At 45.4% G+C, this 17,694-nt stretch carries 21 protein-coding genes; 20 read left to right on the forward strand and 1 reads right to left on the reverse strand.

What is annotated here, in order from left to right; translation table 11 throughout:
- The first annotated feature begins 27 nt into the window (after window positions 1–27).
- From spoIID to AC0DBE_RS18485, 19 genes are all read left to right on the forward strand, one after another.
- Window positions 28–1,059 carry a stage II sporulation protein D gene (spoIID, locus tag AC0DBE_RS18395; protein WP_014115495.1) on the forward strand — a complete coding sequence of 344 codons (1,032 nt, stop codon included), beginning with the start codon at window positions 28–30 and terminating at the stop codon, window positions 1,057–1,059.
- A 387-nt stretch (window positions 1,060–1,446) separates the two neighbouring features.
- Window positions 1,447–2,130 (forward strand): vWA domain-containing protein, encoded by a 684-nt coding sequence (locus AC0DBE_RS18400; RefSeq protein ID WP_014115494.1) that lies wholly within the window; start codon window positions 1,447–1,449, stop codon window positions 2,128–2,130.
- A gap of 322 nt (window positions 2,131–2,452) precedes the next feature.
- A complete protein-coding gene (locus AC0DBE_RS18405) occupies window positions 2,453–3,127 on the forward strand; it encodes a vWA domain-containing protein (RefSeq protein WP_014115492.1) in 675 nt (224 codons plus the stop codon).
- 94 nt (window positions 3,128–3,221) lie between these two features.
- Window positions 3,222–3,383 carry a hypothetical protein gene (locus tag AC0DBE_RS18410; RefSeq protein ID WP_014115491.1) on the forward strand — a complete coding sequence of 54 codons (162 nt, stop codon included), beginning with the start codon at window positions 3,222–3,224 and terminating at the stop codon, window positions 3,381–3,383.
- Between the two features lie 245 nt (window positions 3,384–3,628).
- Window positions 3,629–4,417 (forward strand): formate dehydrogenase accessory sulfurtransferase FdhD, encoded by a 789-nt coding sequence (fdhD, locus tag AC0DBE_RS18415; RefSeq protein ID WP_072565410.1) that lies wholly within the window; start codon window positions 3,629–3,631, stop codon window positions 4,415–4,417.
- Window positions 4,418–4,432: 15 nt separating this feature from the next.
- Complete coding sequence (gene moaA, locus AC0DBE_RS18420) at window positions 4,433–5,458, forward strand: GTP 3',8-cyclase MoaA (RefSeq protein WP_372402242.1); 1,026 nt, start codon at window positions 4,433–4,435, stop codon at window positions 5,456–5,458.
- A 192-nt stretch (window positions 5,459–5,650) separates the two neighbouring features.
- Complete coding sequence (gene rapB / locus AC0DBE_RS18425; RefSeq protein WP_014115487.1) at window positions 5,651–6,784, forward strand: response regulator aspartate phosphatase RapB; 1,134 nt, start codon at window positions 5,651–5,653, stop codon at window positions 6,782–6,784.
- Between the two features lie 170 nt (window positions 6,785–6,954).
- Window positions 6,955–7,434 carry a hypothetical protein gene (locus AC0DBE_RS18430; protein ID WP_014115486.1) on the forward strand — a complete coding sequence of 160 codons (480 nt, stop codon included), beginning with the start codon at window positions 6,955–6,957 and terminating at the stop codon, window positions 7,432–7,434.
- Window positions 7,435–7,505: 71 nt separating this feature from the next.
- Complete coding sequence (locus AC0DBE_RS18435; protein ID WP_014115485.1) at window positions 7,506–7,694, forward strand: CsbD family protein; 189 nt, start codon at window positions 7,506–7,508, stop codon at window positions 7,692–7,694.
- 205 nt (window positions 7,695–7,899) lie between these two features.
- Window positions 7,900–9,156, forward strand: coding sequence for an urea ABC transporter substrate-binding protein (gene urtA, locus AC0DBE_RS18440; protein WP_472963239.1), 1,257 nt, complete (start codon window positions 7,900–7,902; stop codon window positions 9,154–9,156).
- A gap of 32 nt (window positions 9,157–9,188) precedes the next feature.
- Window positions 9,189–10,091 (forward strand): urea ABC transporter permease subunit UrtB, encoded by a 903-nt coding sequence (gene urtB, locus AC0DBE_RS18445; protein WP_014115483.1) that lies wholly within the window; start codon window positions 9,189–9,191, stop codon window positions 10,089–10,091.
- 11 nt (window positions 10,092–10,102) lie between these two features.
- Window positions 10,103–11,173 (forward strand): urea ABC transporter permease subunit UrtC, encoded by a 1,071-nt coding sequence (gene urtC / locus AC0DBE_RS18450; RefSeq protein ID WP_242733720.1) that lies wholly within the window; start codon window positions 10,103–10,105, stop codon window positions 11,171–11,173.
- Complete coding sequence (gene urtD / locus AC0DBE_RS18455) at window positions 11,148–11,897, forward strand: urea ABC transporter ATP-binding protein UrtD (protein ID WP_268455890.1); 750 nt, start codon at window positions 11,148–11,150, stop codon at window positions 11,895–11,897. Before urtC ends, urtD begins: the two co-directional genes overlap by 26 nt.
- Window positions 11,894–12,595 (forward strand): urea ABC transporter ATP-binding subunit UrtE, encoded by a 702-nt coding sequence (urtE, locus tag AC0DBE_RS18460; RefSeq protein ID WP_014115480.1) that lies wholly within the window; start codon window positions 11,894–11,896, stop codon window positions 12,593–12,595. The genes urtD and urtE overlap by 4 nt, the downstream gene beginning before the upstream one ends.
- Before the next feature lie 99 nt (window positions 12,596–12,694).
- Window positions 12,695–13,012, forward strand: coding sequence for an urease subunit gamma (gene ureA, locus AC0DBE_RS18465; RefSeq protein WP_003227724.1), 318 nt, complete (start codon window positions 12,695–12,697; stop codon window positions 13,010–13,012).
- A complete protein-coding gene (gene ureB / locus AC0DBE_RS18470; protein ID WP_014115479.1) occupies window positions 13,009–13,383 on the forward strand; it encodes an urease subunit beta in 375 nt (124 codons plus the stop codon). The genes ureA and ureB overlap by 4 nt, the downstream gene beginning before the upstream one ends.
- Complete coding sequence (gene ureC / locus AC0DBE_RS18475) at window positions 13,380–15,089, forward strand: urease subunit alpha (RefSeq protein ID WP_472963248.1); 1,710 nt, start codon at window positions 13,380–13,382, stop codon at window positions 15,087–15,089. Before ureB ends, ureC begins: the two co-directional genes overlap by 4 nt.
- A gap of 133 nt (window positions 15,090–15,222) precedes the next feature.
- Window positions 15,223–15,624 carry an Rrf2 family transcriptional regulator gene (locus AC0DBE_RS18480; RefSeq protein ID WP_072565405.1) on the forward strand — a complete coding sequence of 134 codons (402 nt, stop codon included), beginning with the start codon at window positions 15,223–15,225 and terminating at the stop codon, window positions 15,622–15,624.
- Window positions 15,625–15,691: 67 nt separating this feature from the next.
- The gene (locus AC0DBE_RS18485; RefSeq protein ID WP_472963251.1) at window positions 15,692–16,333 is read left to right on the forward strand and encodes an NAD(P)-dependent oxidoreductase; all 642 of its coding nucleotides are present in this window, start codon (window positions 15,692–15,694) and stop codon (window positions 16,331–16,333) included.
- Window positions 16,334–16,367: 34 nt separating this feature from the next.
- Here AC0DBE_RS18485 and AC0DBE_RS18490 read toward each other — a convergent pair whose 3' ends face one another.
- Window positions 16,368–16,757 (reverse strand): DUF5362 family protein, encoded by a 390-nt coding sequence (locus tag AC0DBE_RS18490; protein ID WP_014115475.1) that lies wholly within the window; start codon window positions 16,755–16,757, stop codon window positions 16,368–16,370.
- Between the two features lie 144 nt (window positions 16,758–16,901).
- On the opposite strand from AC0DBE_RS18490, the gene AC0DBE_RS18495 reads away from it, so the two are divergent.
- Window positions 16,902–17,675 (forward strand): MerR family transcriptional regulator, encoded by a 774-nt coding sequence (locus tag AC0DBE_RS18495; RefSeq protein ID WP_326200295.1) that lies wholly within the window; start codon window positions 16,902–16,904, stop codon window positions 17,673–17,675.
- The last annotated feature ends 19 nt before the right edge of the window (window positions 17,676–17,694 follow it).

Raw genomic sequence — 17,694 nt, forward strand, 5'->3', positions numbered from 1 at the left:
CGAATCCCGAGCAGGAGGCAGCTGAATATGAAACAATTCGTAATCACACTATCTGTACTATGTGCATTGATTCTCTTGATTCCCACACTCTTGGTCATTCCGTTCCAGCATAACAAAGAAGCGGGGGCCAGCGTAGAATCAGGAAAGACAGCAGTCAGCACGAAACCAGCATCAAAAGGAGCGGAAACGTTGAAAGCATCGCCTGTTTCTATTCCCGTCTATCGAACCGCAAATCAATCCGTAGAAGACATTCCGCTTGAAGAGTATGTCATTGGAGTCGTCGCCTCCGAAATGCCGGCAACCTTTGAATCTGAAGCGCTGAAAGCCCAGGCTCTCGCCGCCAGAACGTTTATTGTCAGACTGATGGTCTCAAATTCAGCAGTGGAGGCTCCTAAAGGCTCGCTGGTGGATGATACACAGATGTTCCAGGTGTATAAAAGCAAAGCGGAGCTGAAAAAACAGTGGGGCGCGAGCTATGAGGGAAAACTGAAGAAAATCACAGATGCGGTAGCCAGCACACAAGGCAGAATTTTAACGTACAACAACCAGCCGATTGAAGCCTCTTTTTTCTCCACAAGCAACGGCTACACTGAAAACGCAGAAGCCTATTGGACAAGTGCCATCCCATATTTAAAAAGCGTCAAAAGCTCATGGGATAAAAAGTCTCCGAAATATAAGGCAACGAAAACCTTTACAGCCTCAGAATTTGAGCAAAAGCTTGGCGTCAAGCTGGATGGGTCTGGCACAGTCGGAAAGATTACCGGAGAGACGCCGGGCCACCAGGTCGCAACAGCCGTTATTAACGGCAAGACGCTGAAAGGTAGAGACATCCGTGAAAAGCTGGGCCTCAATTCAGCCGATTTTGTATGGGAGCGAAACGGAGACACGATTACAGTCACGACGAAAGGATTTGGCCACGGTGTCGGGATGAGCCAATATGGCGCGAATTTTATGGCGAAAGAAGGCAAAACGGTTGATCAAATTGTGAAGTATTATTACCAAGGCACACAAATTTCAGATGCAGATTCGTTTTTGAATAAATATATGGCGAAGAAGTAAAAAAGACGCTCATTGAGCGTCTTTTTCTGTTCCTGAATGTCTTTTTATCTAAGAGCGGTTAAAACTGTTTAGAGAAGCTCCTGACAGTCTTTAGAGCGACAAGGCCCTTTTTCCTGATTTATGACTTTGAGATTGTGGTAAAGTAATCCACATGTATCGACAGACTTCGACAGACTCATATAACGAAAGCCGAAAGGCCGACAATCTTCTTTTTTCATAGTAGTGTTAGGCGGAAATCACTAATAAAAACAAAGGTTTCTATGCAAAAGTAAACAACAGCAATGGGGAAGCCCGCCCTATTTATTTCTCTGTTTTTGTCGATTACGATAAGTTATGTTCAGCGTTGAACATCTGCACGCAGAAACAAACTTGTAAAGGGGTACGAACATGAAGAAAAGATTTTCACTGATCATGATGACAGGATTGTTATTTGGATTAACTTCACCTGCTTTTGCGGCTGAAAAGAAAGAACCGGAGGCTGAAGCTCCGGCAAACGTTGCAGTCTTGCTTGATGCCAGCGGAAGTATGGCGAAAAGAATAGACGGTGTATCTAAATTTAATTCAGCTAAAAAAGAAATTTCTAAGTTTGCAAGCTCACTGCCGGAAGGAACTCAGGTGAAAATGAGTGTGTTTGGTTCAGAAGGAAACAATAAAAATTCCGGAAAGGTTCAATCTTGTGAATCCATCCGTAACGTATACGGCTTCCAAAGCTTTAACGAGCAAAGCTTCCTCAATTCTCTCAATGCAATTGGGCCGACTGGCTGGACGCCAATTGCCAAAGCGCTGAACGAGGCGAAATCTTCTTTCGACCAGCTTGATACTAAAGGGGAAAAAGTAGTGTATCTGTTGACAGACGGTGAGGAAACGTGCGGAGGAAATCCAATTAAAACAGCAAAAGAACTGCATAAAGACAATATCACTGTTAATGTGATCGGTTTTGATTATAAAGAGGGATACAAAGGCCAGCTGAACGCAATTGCGAAAGTAGGCGGCGGTGAATACTTCCCTGCTTATACTCAAAAAGATGTTGAGAAAATCTTCACTCAGCAATCATTGATGCTATCTAAATAAGAAAAAAGAGGCTGATAGTGGTCAGCCTCTTTTTTGTATGTAACATAATGTTCAAAAGTAATCAGGTGTCAGCCTGTAGCATAGTAGCAGATTTCCGTTTTTCTGTGATGATCCAGGCGAAAAAAGAATGAATGATGTCACAAACTGTATATGCTTTCTGGGCGAAAAAGGCTAAATATCATCGGCATTTCAAGCGATTTTGAATAGAAAGTGAAAGCGGCACAAAAGGCAGCTTGCCCTATATCTTTTTGCATTTTCATATTCTAGCATAAAGAGGAATCCAACTATAGTTGGAAAATATGATAAAGAAAGGAAGAATAATATGAAAAAATTGCTGGCTGCCGGTATCATTGGGTTGCTGACTGTCTCCTTTGCGTCCCCGTCTTTTGCCGCTGAGAAACAGGCTGACACAAATGTAGCTGTTTTGTTTGATGGAAGCGGAAGTATGATTCAAAAAACAGGGGGAGAGCGCAAAATAGACATTGCCAAAAAATCAGTAAAGTCTTTTGCCGAGCTTCTTCCGAAGGATACAAATCTCATGCTTCGCGTTTTCGGACATGCTGGAAACAATAAATTGTCCGGCAAAGCTCTTTCATGCAGTACGACGGAAACCATTTACGGCCTTCATCCATATGAAGGATCGCTGTTTGACAATTCATTGAGTGAGATCAAGCCGACTGGCTGGACACCGATTGCCAAAGCACTTTCAGATACAAGAAAAGAATTTGAAGCATTTGACGCTGACGGGAAAAACGTGGTGTATTTAATCACTGACGGTGAAGAAACGTGCGGCGGAGACCCCGCAGCGGAAATTGAAAAGCTTCGTGAATCGAATGTGGATACCATTGTAAACATCATTGGCTTCAACTTTGATATCAAAGGTAATGAAGAGATGAAACAAGCGGCTGTTGCTGGCGGCGGAGAATATATTTCAGCGAACAGTGCGGATGAGTTCGAACAGGCTTGGGAAAAAGAAGCACAAAAATTTACTGAGTAAAGAACCTAACGATTAGGCGCTCCCCCAGGCGCCTTTTTTAATTGGTTTAAAAACAGCTTGGGCGGGAATGATACCCTTAAAAGGGGTTGAACATATGAAATTATTAGGAATGATTTTTCTTATTGCCGCCGTGGCATTCATATTGCTCGGTGTTTTTCTAAAACTGGCAGCCTTCTTTTTTGTCAGCATGCTCACTTTGATCGCAGCTATTGTGCTGTTTACGATCCTGAAAAAAAATCAGCATAATCAAACATAGAGTCCTTTATATAGAGGGCTCTCAGCGTGTCGACAAACCCCGCGTTCGTTGTCAATGCACATTGGTGCTCACGTGTTATAAAAGGAACGGCGGCTAAATGCTTAGGCGTCCTGCCTAAACACCGCCGTCATCACATCCTGTGAAAGCCCTTTATATAGAGGGCTCTTTTTGTGTCTCAGAATTCGACAAAATCCGAGGAGTGTGAAAAAATATAAAGGCAGGAACATTGCGGAGGGGAAGAGACATTGAACGATAAAGTAACTGCGGTCAGGGATGTATGGCGCTATGAACAAGGGGAAATAAGCAAAATAGAAGACCGGATGGTGACGGAATACCCTTTGACAGTGATACTGAACGGAAGTGAATTTGTGACGCTCGTTTGTACGCCGGAGCATATCAAAGAGCTTGTCATTGGATTTCTCGCATCAGAGGGTGTTATACGATTTCAAAAAGAGATTAAAAGGTTTACAATAGATGAAAGTCTCGGTTTTGTTTATGTCGATCTTGTTCATCCTGATACATTGGATCAAAAGGATTATACGAAACGGGTGATCGGCTCATGCTGCGGAAAGGGCCGCCATTTTTATTTTCAGCAGGATGTCAAAACCGCCAAAACGGCTGTCAGCCAAATCAAGATATCGCCTGAAGCATGTCTGGCGCTTATGAAAGACATGCAACAAGGGAGCGGAACGTTTCAGGATACGGGAGGCGTTCATAATGCGGCGCTTTGCGACACAGAGAAACTGCTGTTAATGCGCACAGATATCGGCCGGCACAACGCGCTTGATAAATTATACGGACACTGCCTTCTGAACGGGATGTCCGTCCGCGACAAACTGATTGTGTTCAGCGGAAGAATCTCATCAGAAGTCCTGTTGAAAGCGGCAAAAATCGGCGTGTCGATCGTCATTTCCAAATCGGCCCCGACGGAGCTTGCGATTCAAATGGCGGAAGAATTAAATATCACAGCGATCGGATTTGTCAGAAACGGATCATTTAATGTATATACACACCCTGAGAGAATCAGGGGATAGGAAGGGGCTGTAGCTATGATTACAGAATCGCGTCAGATGTTGGATAAGAGGAACAGACCGCTGAGAGACCTTCGCATTTCTGTTACAGACCGCTGCAACTTCCGATGCACGTACTGTATGCCCGCCGAATTATTCGGCCCGGATTATCCTTTTTTAAAGAAAGAGGAGCTGCTTTCGTTTGAAGAGCTGGAACGGCTTGCGACGCTATTTGTCACAAGGTTCGGTGTTGAAAAAATCCGCTTAACCGGCGGAGAGCCCCTCATGAGAAAGGATATGCCGGAATTAATCAAAAAACTGGCCCGCATTCCGGGTGTCCATGATATTGCGATGACGACAAACGGATCCCTGCTGCCTGTTTATGCGGAGAAGCTCAAGGAAGCAGGGCTGAAACGGGTCACGATCAGCCTTGATTCCTTAGAGGACGAGCGTTTTAAAAAGATAAACGGACGCGGGGTTTCTGTCAGCAAGGTGCTGGAAGGCATTGAAGCGGCGAAGCAAGCGGGGCTCGGTGTTAAAATCAACATGGTCGTCCAAAAGGGCGTCAATGAAAAAGATATACTGCCTATGGCCCGTTATTTTAAAGAAAAAGGGCATATCCTGAGATTCATCGAATTTATGGACGTGGGCAACACCAACCAATGGGAAAAGAAGGACGTCATGACAAAGGCGGAAATCATTGATTTGATCAATGGACACATGCCGGTTGAACCAATAGCGCCGAATTATAAAGGCGAAGTGGCTTCCAGATTCCGCTACTTGGACGGATCTGGAGAAATCGGCGTCATATCATCTGTATCTGATGCATTTTGCGGATCATGCAACAGGGCCCGTCTTTCTGCGAGAGGGGAGCTGTTTACCTGCTTATTCGCTTCAAGCGGATTTGACCTCAGAGGGCCAGTTCGTCAGGAATTAAGTGATGACGAACTGTCAGAGATGATCGGCACCGTATGGAAAAATCGGATCGATCAGTATTCGGTCGATCGTACTCTATCAAAAGCATCAGGCAAAAAGAAAGTGGAAATGTCTTATATTGGCGGTTAATATGAAATAAAAAGCTTATCGGCACTGTCCGATAAGCTTTTTTTATAAACATCCAAGTGCAAAAAATACTTACAAAAACCGAAATATATAAAGATAGGCATAAGGAAGGAATCATTGTAAGAAATCTTAATTCCAAAGCCATACATTATGATAAAATATAACCAATTAGAAAATAGAAAGGGTTGGAGGGGCATGGCCGCGTACGAGATCCCGTCATCTCAAGTAGGAGTGAAAATCAATAAGTGGTACAAGCACATTTTAGCATTTCAAGTGGCTGATGCCGTTAAGCTGAAGGAAGAGATTGATCAAGACATAGAACAGATGGAAGAGGATCAGCTGCTTCTCCTGTATTATCAGCTGATCAGTTACCGGCACCAAATTATGCTGGATTATGTAAAGCCTGACCTGCACGAGGAATCTCAGCTTCAATATCGTGAATTGATCAAAACGCTGGAAAGCAATCAGGACAGCATCTCGGGATTATCTGAGTATTATTTTCACTTGTTCAGAGGAATGTACGAATTTGAACAGAACAATTACATCTCGGCTATATCCTTTTATCGGAAAGCTGAGAAGATGCTCGCGTTTGTAGAAGATGAAATTGAAAGAGCGGAATTTCATTTTAAAGTGGCGGAAGTCTTTTATATCATGAAGCAGACGCACTTTTCCATGAACCACGCCGTACAGGCGCTTGAGACATACAAGGCTCACGACTTTTACAGAGTCAGAAGAATTCAATGCCATTTCGTCATATCAGGAAACTACATTGACTACAGACATTATGAAAAAGCGCTTGAGCATTTGGATGACGCGTATCGTCTGGCTTTATTGGAAGGACAGCCCCGTTTGATCGGATCAGCCCTCTATAATATCGGGAATTGCTATGATGACAAAGGAGAGCTGGATCAAGCCGCGGAATACTTTGAAAAAGCGCTTCCTGTCTTTGAAGAGCATCAGCTGGAACAGCTTCCAAAAGCGCTCTTCAGCCTGACTCGCGTTCTTTTCAAAAAGCAAGATGTCCAAGCTGCGATGCAGTACTATGAAAAAGGGATTGCCATCGCCCAAAAACGAAACGACTTCTTCAGTCTGGCGAAATATAAATTTTTGCAGGCCTTATATGTGGAATCTGTTAATGTAGATATGATTCAAGAAGTATTTGACTATATGGAAGAAAAAGCCCTTTACGTATATATTGAAGAATTCGCTTTGGATGCTGCCTCCTATTTCAGTCATCGCGAACACTACAAAGAAGCGGTGTATTTTTATGAAAAAGCAGTCAGTATGAGAGAAATGATCCAAAGAAACGACTGTTTATATCAAGTGTAAGACGAAACCATCTGCTGCCAGATGGTTTTTTTATATACAAAAAAAGGAGAGCATCGGAACGTTTATTTTCGGGCAGAACAGGAAAATTCGCTACATATGCTTTTGATCAAATTCAAAATAGCCGGGTTTAGACGGTGCCTGGGTCAATGACAGGCGTGAGGGGGAATTCGATGTTCGGTTTCAATGATATGGTGAAGTTTCTATGGTCTTTCCTCATTGTTCTGCCGCTTGTACAGATCATACATGTTTCAGGGCACAGCTTCATGGCACTTATTTTTGGCGGAAAAGGATCGTTGGATATTGGGATGGGCAAAACGCTGTTCAAGATTGGGCCGATACGGATCAGAGCGATCTATTTCATAGATTCCTTTTGCAGGTTTGGTGAGCTGAAAACCGACAATCGGTTCTCGCATGCACTTGTGTATGCCGGGGGCAGCCTGTTTAACCTGATAACGATTTTTATAGTCAATTTGCTAATTATACACAGTGTATTAAAACCGAATATGTTTTTTTATCAGTTTGTCTATTTTTCTACGTATTATGTGTTTTTCGCCCTGCTGCCGGTTCGATATTCAGAGAAAAAGTCATCAGACGGTCTGGCGATTTACAAGGTGCTCCGCTACGGAGAGCGCTACGAAATCGATAAGTAACATTCAAATGTTTACCGCCTCTCAGATCGGGAAGGTAACAAGTACACACATAATGAAGGGAGAGAATCAACATGGGTAACGATAGTGTAAAAGATAAAATGAAAGGCGGCTTAAATAAAGCCAAAGGAGAAGCGAAGGATAAAGTCGGAGATATGACCGATAAAACGGACATGCAGGCTGAAGGCAAAAAGGATAAGGCAAAAGGCGAGATCCAAAAGGATATCGGGAAAGCAAAGGATACATTCACAAATAAAGATTAATCATACGAAAGAGGCAGGAAACGATATGTTTCTTGTCTTTTTTTGTGTGCTTTTTTGAATGTGAATAAATGTAACAAAAAAAGCAATCGATTTGGTTAAAGTATCTAAATTTTTGGAATATTCTTTGAATCAATGAACCTCTTCTATATAATAATGACATGAGTTGTTAACTTTTGTAACATCACATGACAAAGGGAGGTTCTGAATGAAAAACAAAGGGGTTGGAATACAGGCTGTTTTTCTGTTGTTTCTGATCATGGTGTTGATGACGGGGTGTGCTGCGCCGAAGAAAGTGTCAGAAGCCAGCGGAAGTGCGAAAAGAACAGTTGATATCGACACAAGCGGGGATTCAGTGAAGGTCGGGATTCTTCACTCACTAAGCGGGACAATGGCGATCAGCGAAGTGTCCGTCCATGATGCAGAGTTAATGGCGATTCAAGAAATCAACCAAAAAGGCGGAGTTCTCGGCAAAAAGCTTGAACCCGTCGTGGAAGACGGCGCTTCAGACTGGCCTACATATGCGGAAAAAATGAGAAAGCTGCTTCAGCAAGACAAAGTGGCTGCTGTTTTTGGCGGATGGACATCTGCTAGCCGCAAAGCCATGCTTCCGGTTGTGGAGCAAAACAATGGCCTGCTGTTCTATCCGGTGCAGTACGAAGGAATGGAGACATCACCTAATATTTTTTATACCGGAGCAACGACGAATCAGCAAATTGTGCCGGCTGTCGATTGGCTGCTGAAAAATAAAGGTAAGAAGTTCTTTCTGATCGGATCAGATTACGTGTTCCCGAGAACAGCCAATAAAATCATTAAAGCACAAGTAAAAGCGGACGGAGGAGAAATTGCCGGTGAAGAGTATACGCCGCTAGGCCACACCAATTACAGTACGCTCGTCAGCAAAATCAAAGAAAAACAGCCTGATGTCATTTTTAACACATTAAACGGCGACAGCAACGTGGCGTTTTTCAAACAGCTGAAAGATGCGGGGATATCGGCTGATGATATGCCTGTCATGTCGGCAAGTGTCGCTGAGGAAGAAATTCGGGGGATCGGCTCTGATGTGTTAAAAGGACATTATGCGGTGTGGAATTACTTCCAGACAACCAATACGAGCGAAAATCAAACATTCGTGAAAAGCTATAAAAAGATGAACGGTGATAGCCGGGTGACGAGCGATCCGATTGAAGCCGGCTATAATGCGGTTTATCTCTGGGCGGCGGCTGTTGAAAAAGCCAAGTCCTTTGATGTCGATAAGGTGAAGAAAGCCGCTGACGGGATTGCATTCAAGGCACCGGGCGGCACAGTGAAAATTGACGGGGATACACAGCATCTCTACAAAACGGTCAGAATCGGGCAAATCACGGGGGATGGACAGTTTAAAGAAGTATGGAACTCAGGTGAACCGGTAAAACCTGATCCATATTTAAAAACGTACGACTGGGCAAAGGGGTTATCTAAATAAATCAAAGCCGTTTGCGGGGGAGGAGGCGGAGCATGTCTGTCGTCGTTACTCAATTATTTAACGGGATCAGTCTCGGTTCTATTTTGATTCTCATTGCGATTGGATTAGCCGTTACATTCGGTTTGATGAACATTATTAATATGGCACACGGTGAGCTGATTATGGCAGGAGCCTACACGACATATGTCGTTCAGCAGCTGTTTTTAAGTTATTTGCCGGCTTCTCTGTTTTCTTACTATTTTTTATTCGCAATCATCATGGCGTTTGCGGTTGCGGCGCTTATTGGGATTGTCATTGAAAAAGTGATTGTCAGGCGATTATATGACCGTCCGCTCGACAGCCTTTTGGCGACGTGGGGGGTGAGCTTGATACTGCAGCAGGCAGCAAGATCGATTTTTGGCGCGCCGAATGTGGCCGTCAAGTCACCTGAGTGGCTGACGGGAGGGGTGACGCTGTTTTCGGTTACCTTTCCGTATAAAAGGCTGTTTATTTTGGCGCTCGTTCTTTTTACGCTGGCACTGCTCGGTTTCTATTTATTTAAAACCTCTGCGGGGCGGAGGATGCAGGCGGTTACGCTGAACCGGAGCATGGCATCGTGTCTCGGCGTATCTGTGAGAAAAACAGATACATTGGCTTTCGCGCTCGGAAGCGGACTGGCCGGTATCGCGGGGAGCTCACTCACATTGCTTGGTTCGATCGGGCCTACTCTCGGTTCGTCGTACCTCGTCGATGCCTTCATGATCGTCATATTAGGCGGAATTGGAAAATTAAAAGGCACCATTATCGGCGCGGTGACGGTCGGTTTGCTGAGCACATTCGTTGAGTATTCCACAAGCGCTACGATTGCAAAGGTAGTCGTGTTTGCATTTATTATTCTCTTTCTGCAATGGCGGCCTTCAGGTCTTGCGAGTGTCAGAACGAGATTACTTGATTAGGAGGGAACCGGATGAAGCGGTTTTCACAATTCAGTCCGTATCTGGTGATGTTTGCCCTTTTTATCGCCGCTCCGTTCTTTCTGCAGGAGTTTCGATTAGGGCTGTTGGCGAAGTTTTTATGCTTCGCGATTGTGGCGGTCGGCATTTGCCTGATTTGGGGATATACAGGCATTTTGAGTTTGGGACATGGCGTCTTTTTCGGATTGGGCGCTTACTGCATGGCCATGTACTTAAAAATAGAAGCCTCACCGTCAGGCATTCCTGATTTTATGGAGTGGACCGGCGTCAGTGAACTGCCGTGGATTTGGGCAATGTTCAGTAATCCTTTTAGTGCGATTGCTGCAGCCGTTATTGTGCCTGTTTTTTTGGCCTTTTTACTCGGTTACTTTACCTTCCGCAACAACATAAAGGGTGTTTATTTTTCGTTGATTTCTCAGGCTGTTGTGGTGGTGGTTGTCACATTGTTCATCGGCAGCCAGGACATCACCGGCGGCACGAATGGCCTCACGAATTTCTTTACCGTTTTTCAATATGCTTTGGCCGATCCTGCAATAAAGCGGATTTTGTATTTTACGACAGTCTTTTTCCTCGGTGTTTCTGTCATGTTTGCTTTGTTTCTGACGAGAAGCCGTTTTGGGCGGCTATTGCAGGCGGTGCGCGACGGAGAAAACAGGGTTCGTTTTTTCGGATATCACTCCACCGTTTTTAAAGTGTTTATTTACTGTGTATCTGCTGCGATGGCGGGGATTGCCGGGATGCTGTTTGTGCTTCAGGATGGGATGATCTCGCCGGAAATGATGGGCATCATCCCTTCGGTGGAAATGGTGCTGTGGGTCGCGATCGGCGGCAGGCACTCCATTTTCGGGGCGGTGCTTGGCGCGCTGTTAACGAACGGCATGAAAAGCTATTTAAGCGAATATTACCCTGACATTTGGCTGTACTTCCTCGGCGCGCTGTTTATCATCGTCGTGCTCTATATGCCAAAAGGGATTGTCGGGCTGTTCGAGAAGATTAGAACCCAGCTTTCTTCCTCGAAAAAGAAAGGAGCGGCTGCTTATGAAACCGATACTTACCTGCCGTGACGTGAAGGTTGAGTTTGACGGATTTTGGGCCTTGCAGGGCGCTGATATCAGCGTGGAGGAACGTGATATCCATTTTTTAATTGGGCCGAACGGCGCCGGAAAAACGACTTTGCTGGACATCATTTGCGGAAAAACGAAGCCGCATTCGGGCGAAGTGCTATTTCAAGAAACGAATGAACTGACAAAAGCGCGGGAATATCAGATCGCCAAACTGGGGGTCGCCAGAAAGTTTCAGGCTCCGAGTGTTTTTACGCAGCTGACTGTGTTTGAGAACCTCGAACTTGCCATGAAACAGAAAAAAACGATCCTTTCACTGCTGACAGCTCGTATGACAAAAGAGCAAAGTGACAGGATCATAGACATCCTGCGGCTGATTGGGTTAGATGACAAATGGGATCTAACAGCTGGCAGCCTGTCACACGGACAGAAGCAATGGCTTGAGATCGGCATGCAGCTCGCCATGGAGCCGAAGCTTTTGCTGCTGGATGAACCGATTGCCGGCATGACAGGAAAGGAGCGGGAAAAAACCGGAGCCCTGCTTGAAGAAATTGCAAAAACGTGCTCTGTTCTGATTGTCGAGCACGATATGGATTTTGTGCGCTCGTTTTCCAGAAAAGTCACGGTCATGCATGAAGGCAAAGTGCTTTGTGAAGGGTCGATGGATGACATCACAAGCAATGAAGAGGTGGCAGAGGTGTATTTAGGAAGGAGCGGTGTGTCATGATTGCCGTCAGGAATGTAACGTCCGGTTACGATCAATCGATGGTTTTGCACAGCCTCAGCATGGAGGTTCGCCCGGGGCAGATTGTCGCTGTATTAGGCCGAAACGGAGTCGGCAAATCCACCTTGCTGAAAACAATCATAGGCCTGCTTCCGGCAAAACAGGGGGATATTTGTTTTAATCAAACGTTTGTTCAAAACGAAAAGGCGGAAACACGGGCAAGAACGGGAATTGCGTACGTTCCGCAGGGAAGAGACATCTTTTCCTCCTTAACCGTTCGTGACAACCTGCTGCTTGGGGAAGAGCCGCTTCCGAAGAAGGAGCGAACGGGGCAGGTCAAGGAAGACATTTTTCAATGGTTTCCTGTTTTAAAGGAGATGCTTGACCGCAAAGGCGGCGATTTAAGCGGAGGCCAGCAGCAGCAGCTTGCAATTGCCAGAGCGCTGATGGGAAATCCAAAAATTATTTTACTTGATGAACCAATGGAAGGAATTCAGCCGTCAATTATCGAACTAATCAGACAAGTTATCGTAGAAATTTCCAGAAAAAAAGACATTTCCGTTGTTTTAGTCGAGCACAGTCTGGAAAACGCGTTAACATGTGCTGACTACCTTTATGTGATCGACAGGGGAACGGTTGTCGACCATGGAAAGGCCGATGAAGAAACGGCACGCCGCTTTGAAAGGCATCTTACCGTATGACCCGGTACTTGAAGAAAGGGAGGTGATGTCCCGCCTGCATGTTCCGCAAATTCGCAGTAACCACATCCGCTTTATACGACAAAAGAAGGAGGACTACAGATGAAACTGACACCGGTTGAACAAGAGAAATTGCTCATTTTTGCAGCGGGGGAATTAGCCAAACAGCGAAAGGCGCGGGGCGTTCTGCTCAACTACCCTGAGGCTGCCGCTTATATCACCTGTTTTATCATGGAAGGCGCACGTGACGGAAAGGGAGTAGCAGAGCTGATGGAAGCCGGCCGCCATGTGTTAACAGAAAAAGATGTGATGGAGGGTGTTCCTGAGATGCTAGACAGCATTCAGGTGGAGGCCACATTTCCTGATGGAGTGAAGCTTGTTACGGTACATCAGCCAATTTCTGCGGAGGTGAAGTCATGAAGCCGGGAGCATTCCAAATTGCTGAGGGAACGATTACGATTAATGAAGGCCGTGAGACACGGGAGGTAGCGGTAAAAAACACCGGATCACGCTCCATTCAAGTCGGCTCGCATTTTCATTTTGCGGAAGCCAACGGGGCATTATCATTTGACCGTGAGCAAGCGATCGGCATGCGCCTTGATGTTCCATCAGGCACGTCGGTACGTTTTGAGCCGGGCGAGCAGAAAACAGTCACGCTTGTGGAAATCGGCGGACGAAAGACAATTAGAGGCCTGAACGGAATGGCCGACACGTTTATCGATGAACGCGGCAAAGAAAAAACGTTAGCCAACTTAAAACAAGCCGGCTGGATGGAGGGTGTAATCCGATGAAAATGTCACGGGAGGAATATGCGGAGCTGTTTGGCCCGACAACGGGCGATAAAATCAGATTGGGCGATACGGATTTATGGATCGAAGTCGAAAAGGATTTCACTGTATATGGTGAAGAAATGATCTTTGGCGGCGGAAAAACGATCCGCGACGGCATGGGCCAAAACGGCAGAATTACAGCCAAAGACGGCGCTTTGGATTTGGTCATCACAAACGTCGTCCTATTGGATTACACAGGCATTGTCAAAGCGGATGTCGGTGTGAAAGACGGCCGGATTGTTGGCGTCGGAAAAAGCGGAAACCCTGATATCATGGACGGAGTCGATCCGCATATGGTCATCGGCGCGGGTACAGAGGTGATTTCCGGTGAAGGCAAAATTTTAACAGCCGGAGGAGTGGACACGCACATTCATTTTATTTGTCCTCAGCAGATGGAAGTTGCGCTTTCTTCAGGTGTGACGACCCTTTTGGGAGGCGGAACAGGACCTGCTACAGGAAGCAAAGCGACAACATGTACGTCCGGCGCGTGGTATATGGCAAGGATGCTGGAAGCGGCCGAGGAGTTTCCGATTAATGTCGGCTTCTTAGGAAAAGGGAATGCATCCGATAAAGCGCCGCTGATCGAGCAGGTGGAAGCAGGCGCCATCGGCCTTAAGCTTCATGAAGACTGGGGCACGACGCCAAGCGCCATCAAAACGTGTATGGAAGTTGTGGATGAGGCGGATATTCAAGTCGCCATCCATACCGATACGATTAACGAAGCGGGCTTTTTGGAAAACACGCTCGATGCGATCGGGGACCGGGTCATTCATACCTATCACATTGAAGGAGCGGGCGGCGGCCACGCCCCGGATATTATGAAGCTCGCCTCTTACGCAAACATTCTGCCGTCATCCACAACGCCAACCATTCCTTATACCGTTAATACGATGGATGAGCATCTTGACATGATGATGGTCTGCCACCATTTAGATGCGAAAGTGCCTGAAGATGTGGCGTTCAGCCATTCCAGAATCAGGGCTGCGACCATTGCGGCAGAGGACATACTCCATGATATCGGCGCGATCAGCATGACATCATCGGATTCCCAAGCGATGGGGCGTGTCGGTGAAGTGATCATCAGAACATGGCAGGTAGCCGATAAAATGAAAAAGCAGCGCGGTGCACTTGCCGGTGAAAACAGAAACGACAATGTGCGTGCAAAACGCTACGTTGCCAAATACACAATTAATCCGGCGATTACTCACGGGCTCAGCCATGAAGTCGGCTCGGTGGAAAAAGGGAAGCTCGCAGATCTTGTTCTGTGGGACCCGGTATTTTTCGGCGTAAAACCTGAACTTGTCTTAAAGGGCGGCATGATTGCACGTGCGCAAATGGGGGATCCGAATGCGTCCATCCCGACTCCTGAACCGATGTTTATGCGCCAAATGTATGCGTCTTACGGAAAAGCCAATCGCTCAACCTCCATTACATTTATGTCTCAAGCAAGCATTGATCGGGGTGTGGCGGAAAGCTTAGGGTTGGAAAAAAGAATTTCTCCTGTCAAAAATATCAGAAAGCTGAGCAAGCTGGATATGAAATTGAACTCAGCATTGCCGAAGATTGAGGTTGATCCAAAAACTTATCAGGTCTTCGCTGACGGAGAGGAATTGTCTTGCCAGCCTGTCGATTATGTTCCGCTTGGACAAAGATATTTCTTATTCTGACAAGACGCGGCCGGAGTGCATCCGGCCGTTCTATTGACTAAAAACGGTGCACAATAACCCCGTATTTAGTGTATATTAGATGTTGACAAACGAATCAAATGTAACTATTATAGTTACAACGGTGGTGAAAAACATGATTAACAGCCGTCTTGCTGTTGCCATTCATATTTTATCCCTCATCTCGATGGATGAAAAAACATCTTCAGAAATCATTGCTGACAGTGTCAACACGAATCCGGTAGTCGTGCGAAGAATGATCAGCCTGCTGAAAAAAGCGGATATTCTCACATCACGCGCCGGGGTGCCGGGTGCAAGCCTCAAAAAAGATCCTGCTGATATTTCTCTTTTAGAAGTGTACCGGGCTGTCCAAAAGCAAGAGGAACTCTTTGCGGTTCATGAAAACCCCAATCCGAAATGTCCGGTAGGGAAAAAAATTCAGATCGCTCTGGATGAAACATTTGAAAGTGTGCAAAAAGCGATGGAAAATGAACTGGCAAGCAAGTCATTAAAAGATGTTATGAATCATCTCTTTTAATCAAAAGAGATGACTTCTCACCGCTAACATGTAACTAAAATTGTTACAAATAAGGAGGAAATGAAAAATGAAAATTGGAATTATCGGCGCAAGCGGAAAAGCAGGAAATGAGATTTTGAAAGAAGCGAAAACAAGAGGCCATGAAGTGACTGCCATCGTCCGAAACGCTTCAAAAGTGCAGGAACAGGACATAGCGATTTTGGAGAAAGATGTGTTTGAACTGACTGCAGAAGACATCAAGCCTTTCGAAGCGGTTGTAAACGCTTTTGGAGCAGCGCCTGGCCAGGAACACCTTCATGTTGAGGCAGGCAGAGCGCTAATCAGCATCTTAAAGAATGCGAAAAACACAAGATTGCTAGTCGTCGGCGGAGCAGGAAGCCTGTTTGTTGATGAAGCCAAAACAACCCGTTTAATGGATACACCGGAATTCCCGAAAGAATATTTGCCGACTGCATCAAATCAAGGGGAGAACCTGAAAGATTTGCAGCAGACAGACTCCATTTCCTGGACGTTCCTCAGCCCTGCGGCATTTTTTGATCCGGCAGGAAAACGGACGGGTTCTTACCAAAAAGGAAAAGACAATGTCATCGTAAACGCAAAAGGCGACAGCTATATCAGCTATGCAGATTATGCCATTGCCGTATTGGATGAGCTTGAACAACCTGCACACAAAAATGAACGCTTCACAGTGGTAAGCGAAGCGGAATAATAAAAAACCCGGAGCTTCCTCCGGGTTTTTCTCATTAATAAGTGTTGTACGTATCATAATCGCTGAAAAGGCCGTCAGCAATTCCAAGCATTAAGAAGACGAAGAAGGCGATAATCGCAAGAATGGATACAGCAATGCTTACGATTAAATAAATCCCTTGCATCTTTACAAACTTCGCGTAATTCTCCAGCATTAAGTCCTCAGACTGTCCGCTATGGTGTTCAGCCATTTGCCCTGCTTCTTTAGCGGAACGCATCAAAAAGATTCCGGAAATAATTTGCAGTACGCCCGGCACGGCACCGATTAGAAAAAAGAACGCGCCTGAAAGCGCGGTAATTGCGCCCATAATAATAAATAAAATGCCTGTTGCTTTTCCCCATTTCGAAATGCTAATGAGGGTTTTGTTCATGGTTTCAGGATTCATGTACACTGGCTCCCCTTTACAAAAAAATACTCACTTTTCTTTTATACACTATTTGTGAGAAGTTTTGTATATAAAAAATAACATTTTGGGATTGACCCTGACGCAGCGTGATTGTTTACGATAGAAGAAGAGGAGGTGTTATTTATGAAATACCAAGTCAAACAAGTGGCGGACATAGCTGGTGTCAGCATTCGGACGCTTCATCACTATGATGATATTCAGCTTCTGAAACCTTCAGCGCTTACTGACGCAGGGTATCGTTTGTACAGTGATGCAGATCTGGAAAGACTCCAGCAGATTTTATTTTTTAGGGAAATTGGGTTTCGTCTAGATGATATTAAAGAGATGCTGGATCATCCGAATTTTGACCGGAAAGCGGCACTTCAGTCGCAAAAGGATATGTTGATGAAGAAAAAACAAAGAATGGAAGAGATGATTCAAACGGTTGACAGGACGCTTCAATCTATTGAGGGAGGAGAACATATGGATAAGCGGGATTTATTTGCCGGGTTAAGCATGAAAGACATTGAAGAGCACCAGCAGACATACGCTGATGAAGTCAGAAAGCTGTATGGAAGGGAAATTGCAGAAGAAACAGAGAAAAGGACATCCGCATACTCAGCGGACGATTGGCGCGCGATCATGGCTGAATTTGATTCGATTTACAGACAAATTGCGGCACGAATGATACACGGCCCCGATGATGCAGAGGTTCAGTCCGCTGTGGGGGCGTTTCGTGATCATATTTGCCAATATCATTACGAATGCACGCTCGACATTTTCAGAGGGCTTGGAGAAGTGTATATCACTGACGAACGATTTACAAATGCAATCAATCAATATGGAGAAGGTCTTGCCGCTTTTTTGCGGGAGGCGATCATCATTTACTGTGACCAACAGGAAAAACCCCGGCTATAAAGGCCGGGGTTTTGGCACA

This window comes from Bacillus sp. VA15 (assembly GCF_055721145.1).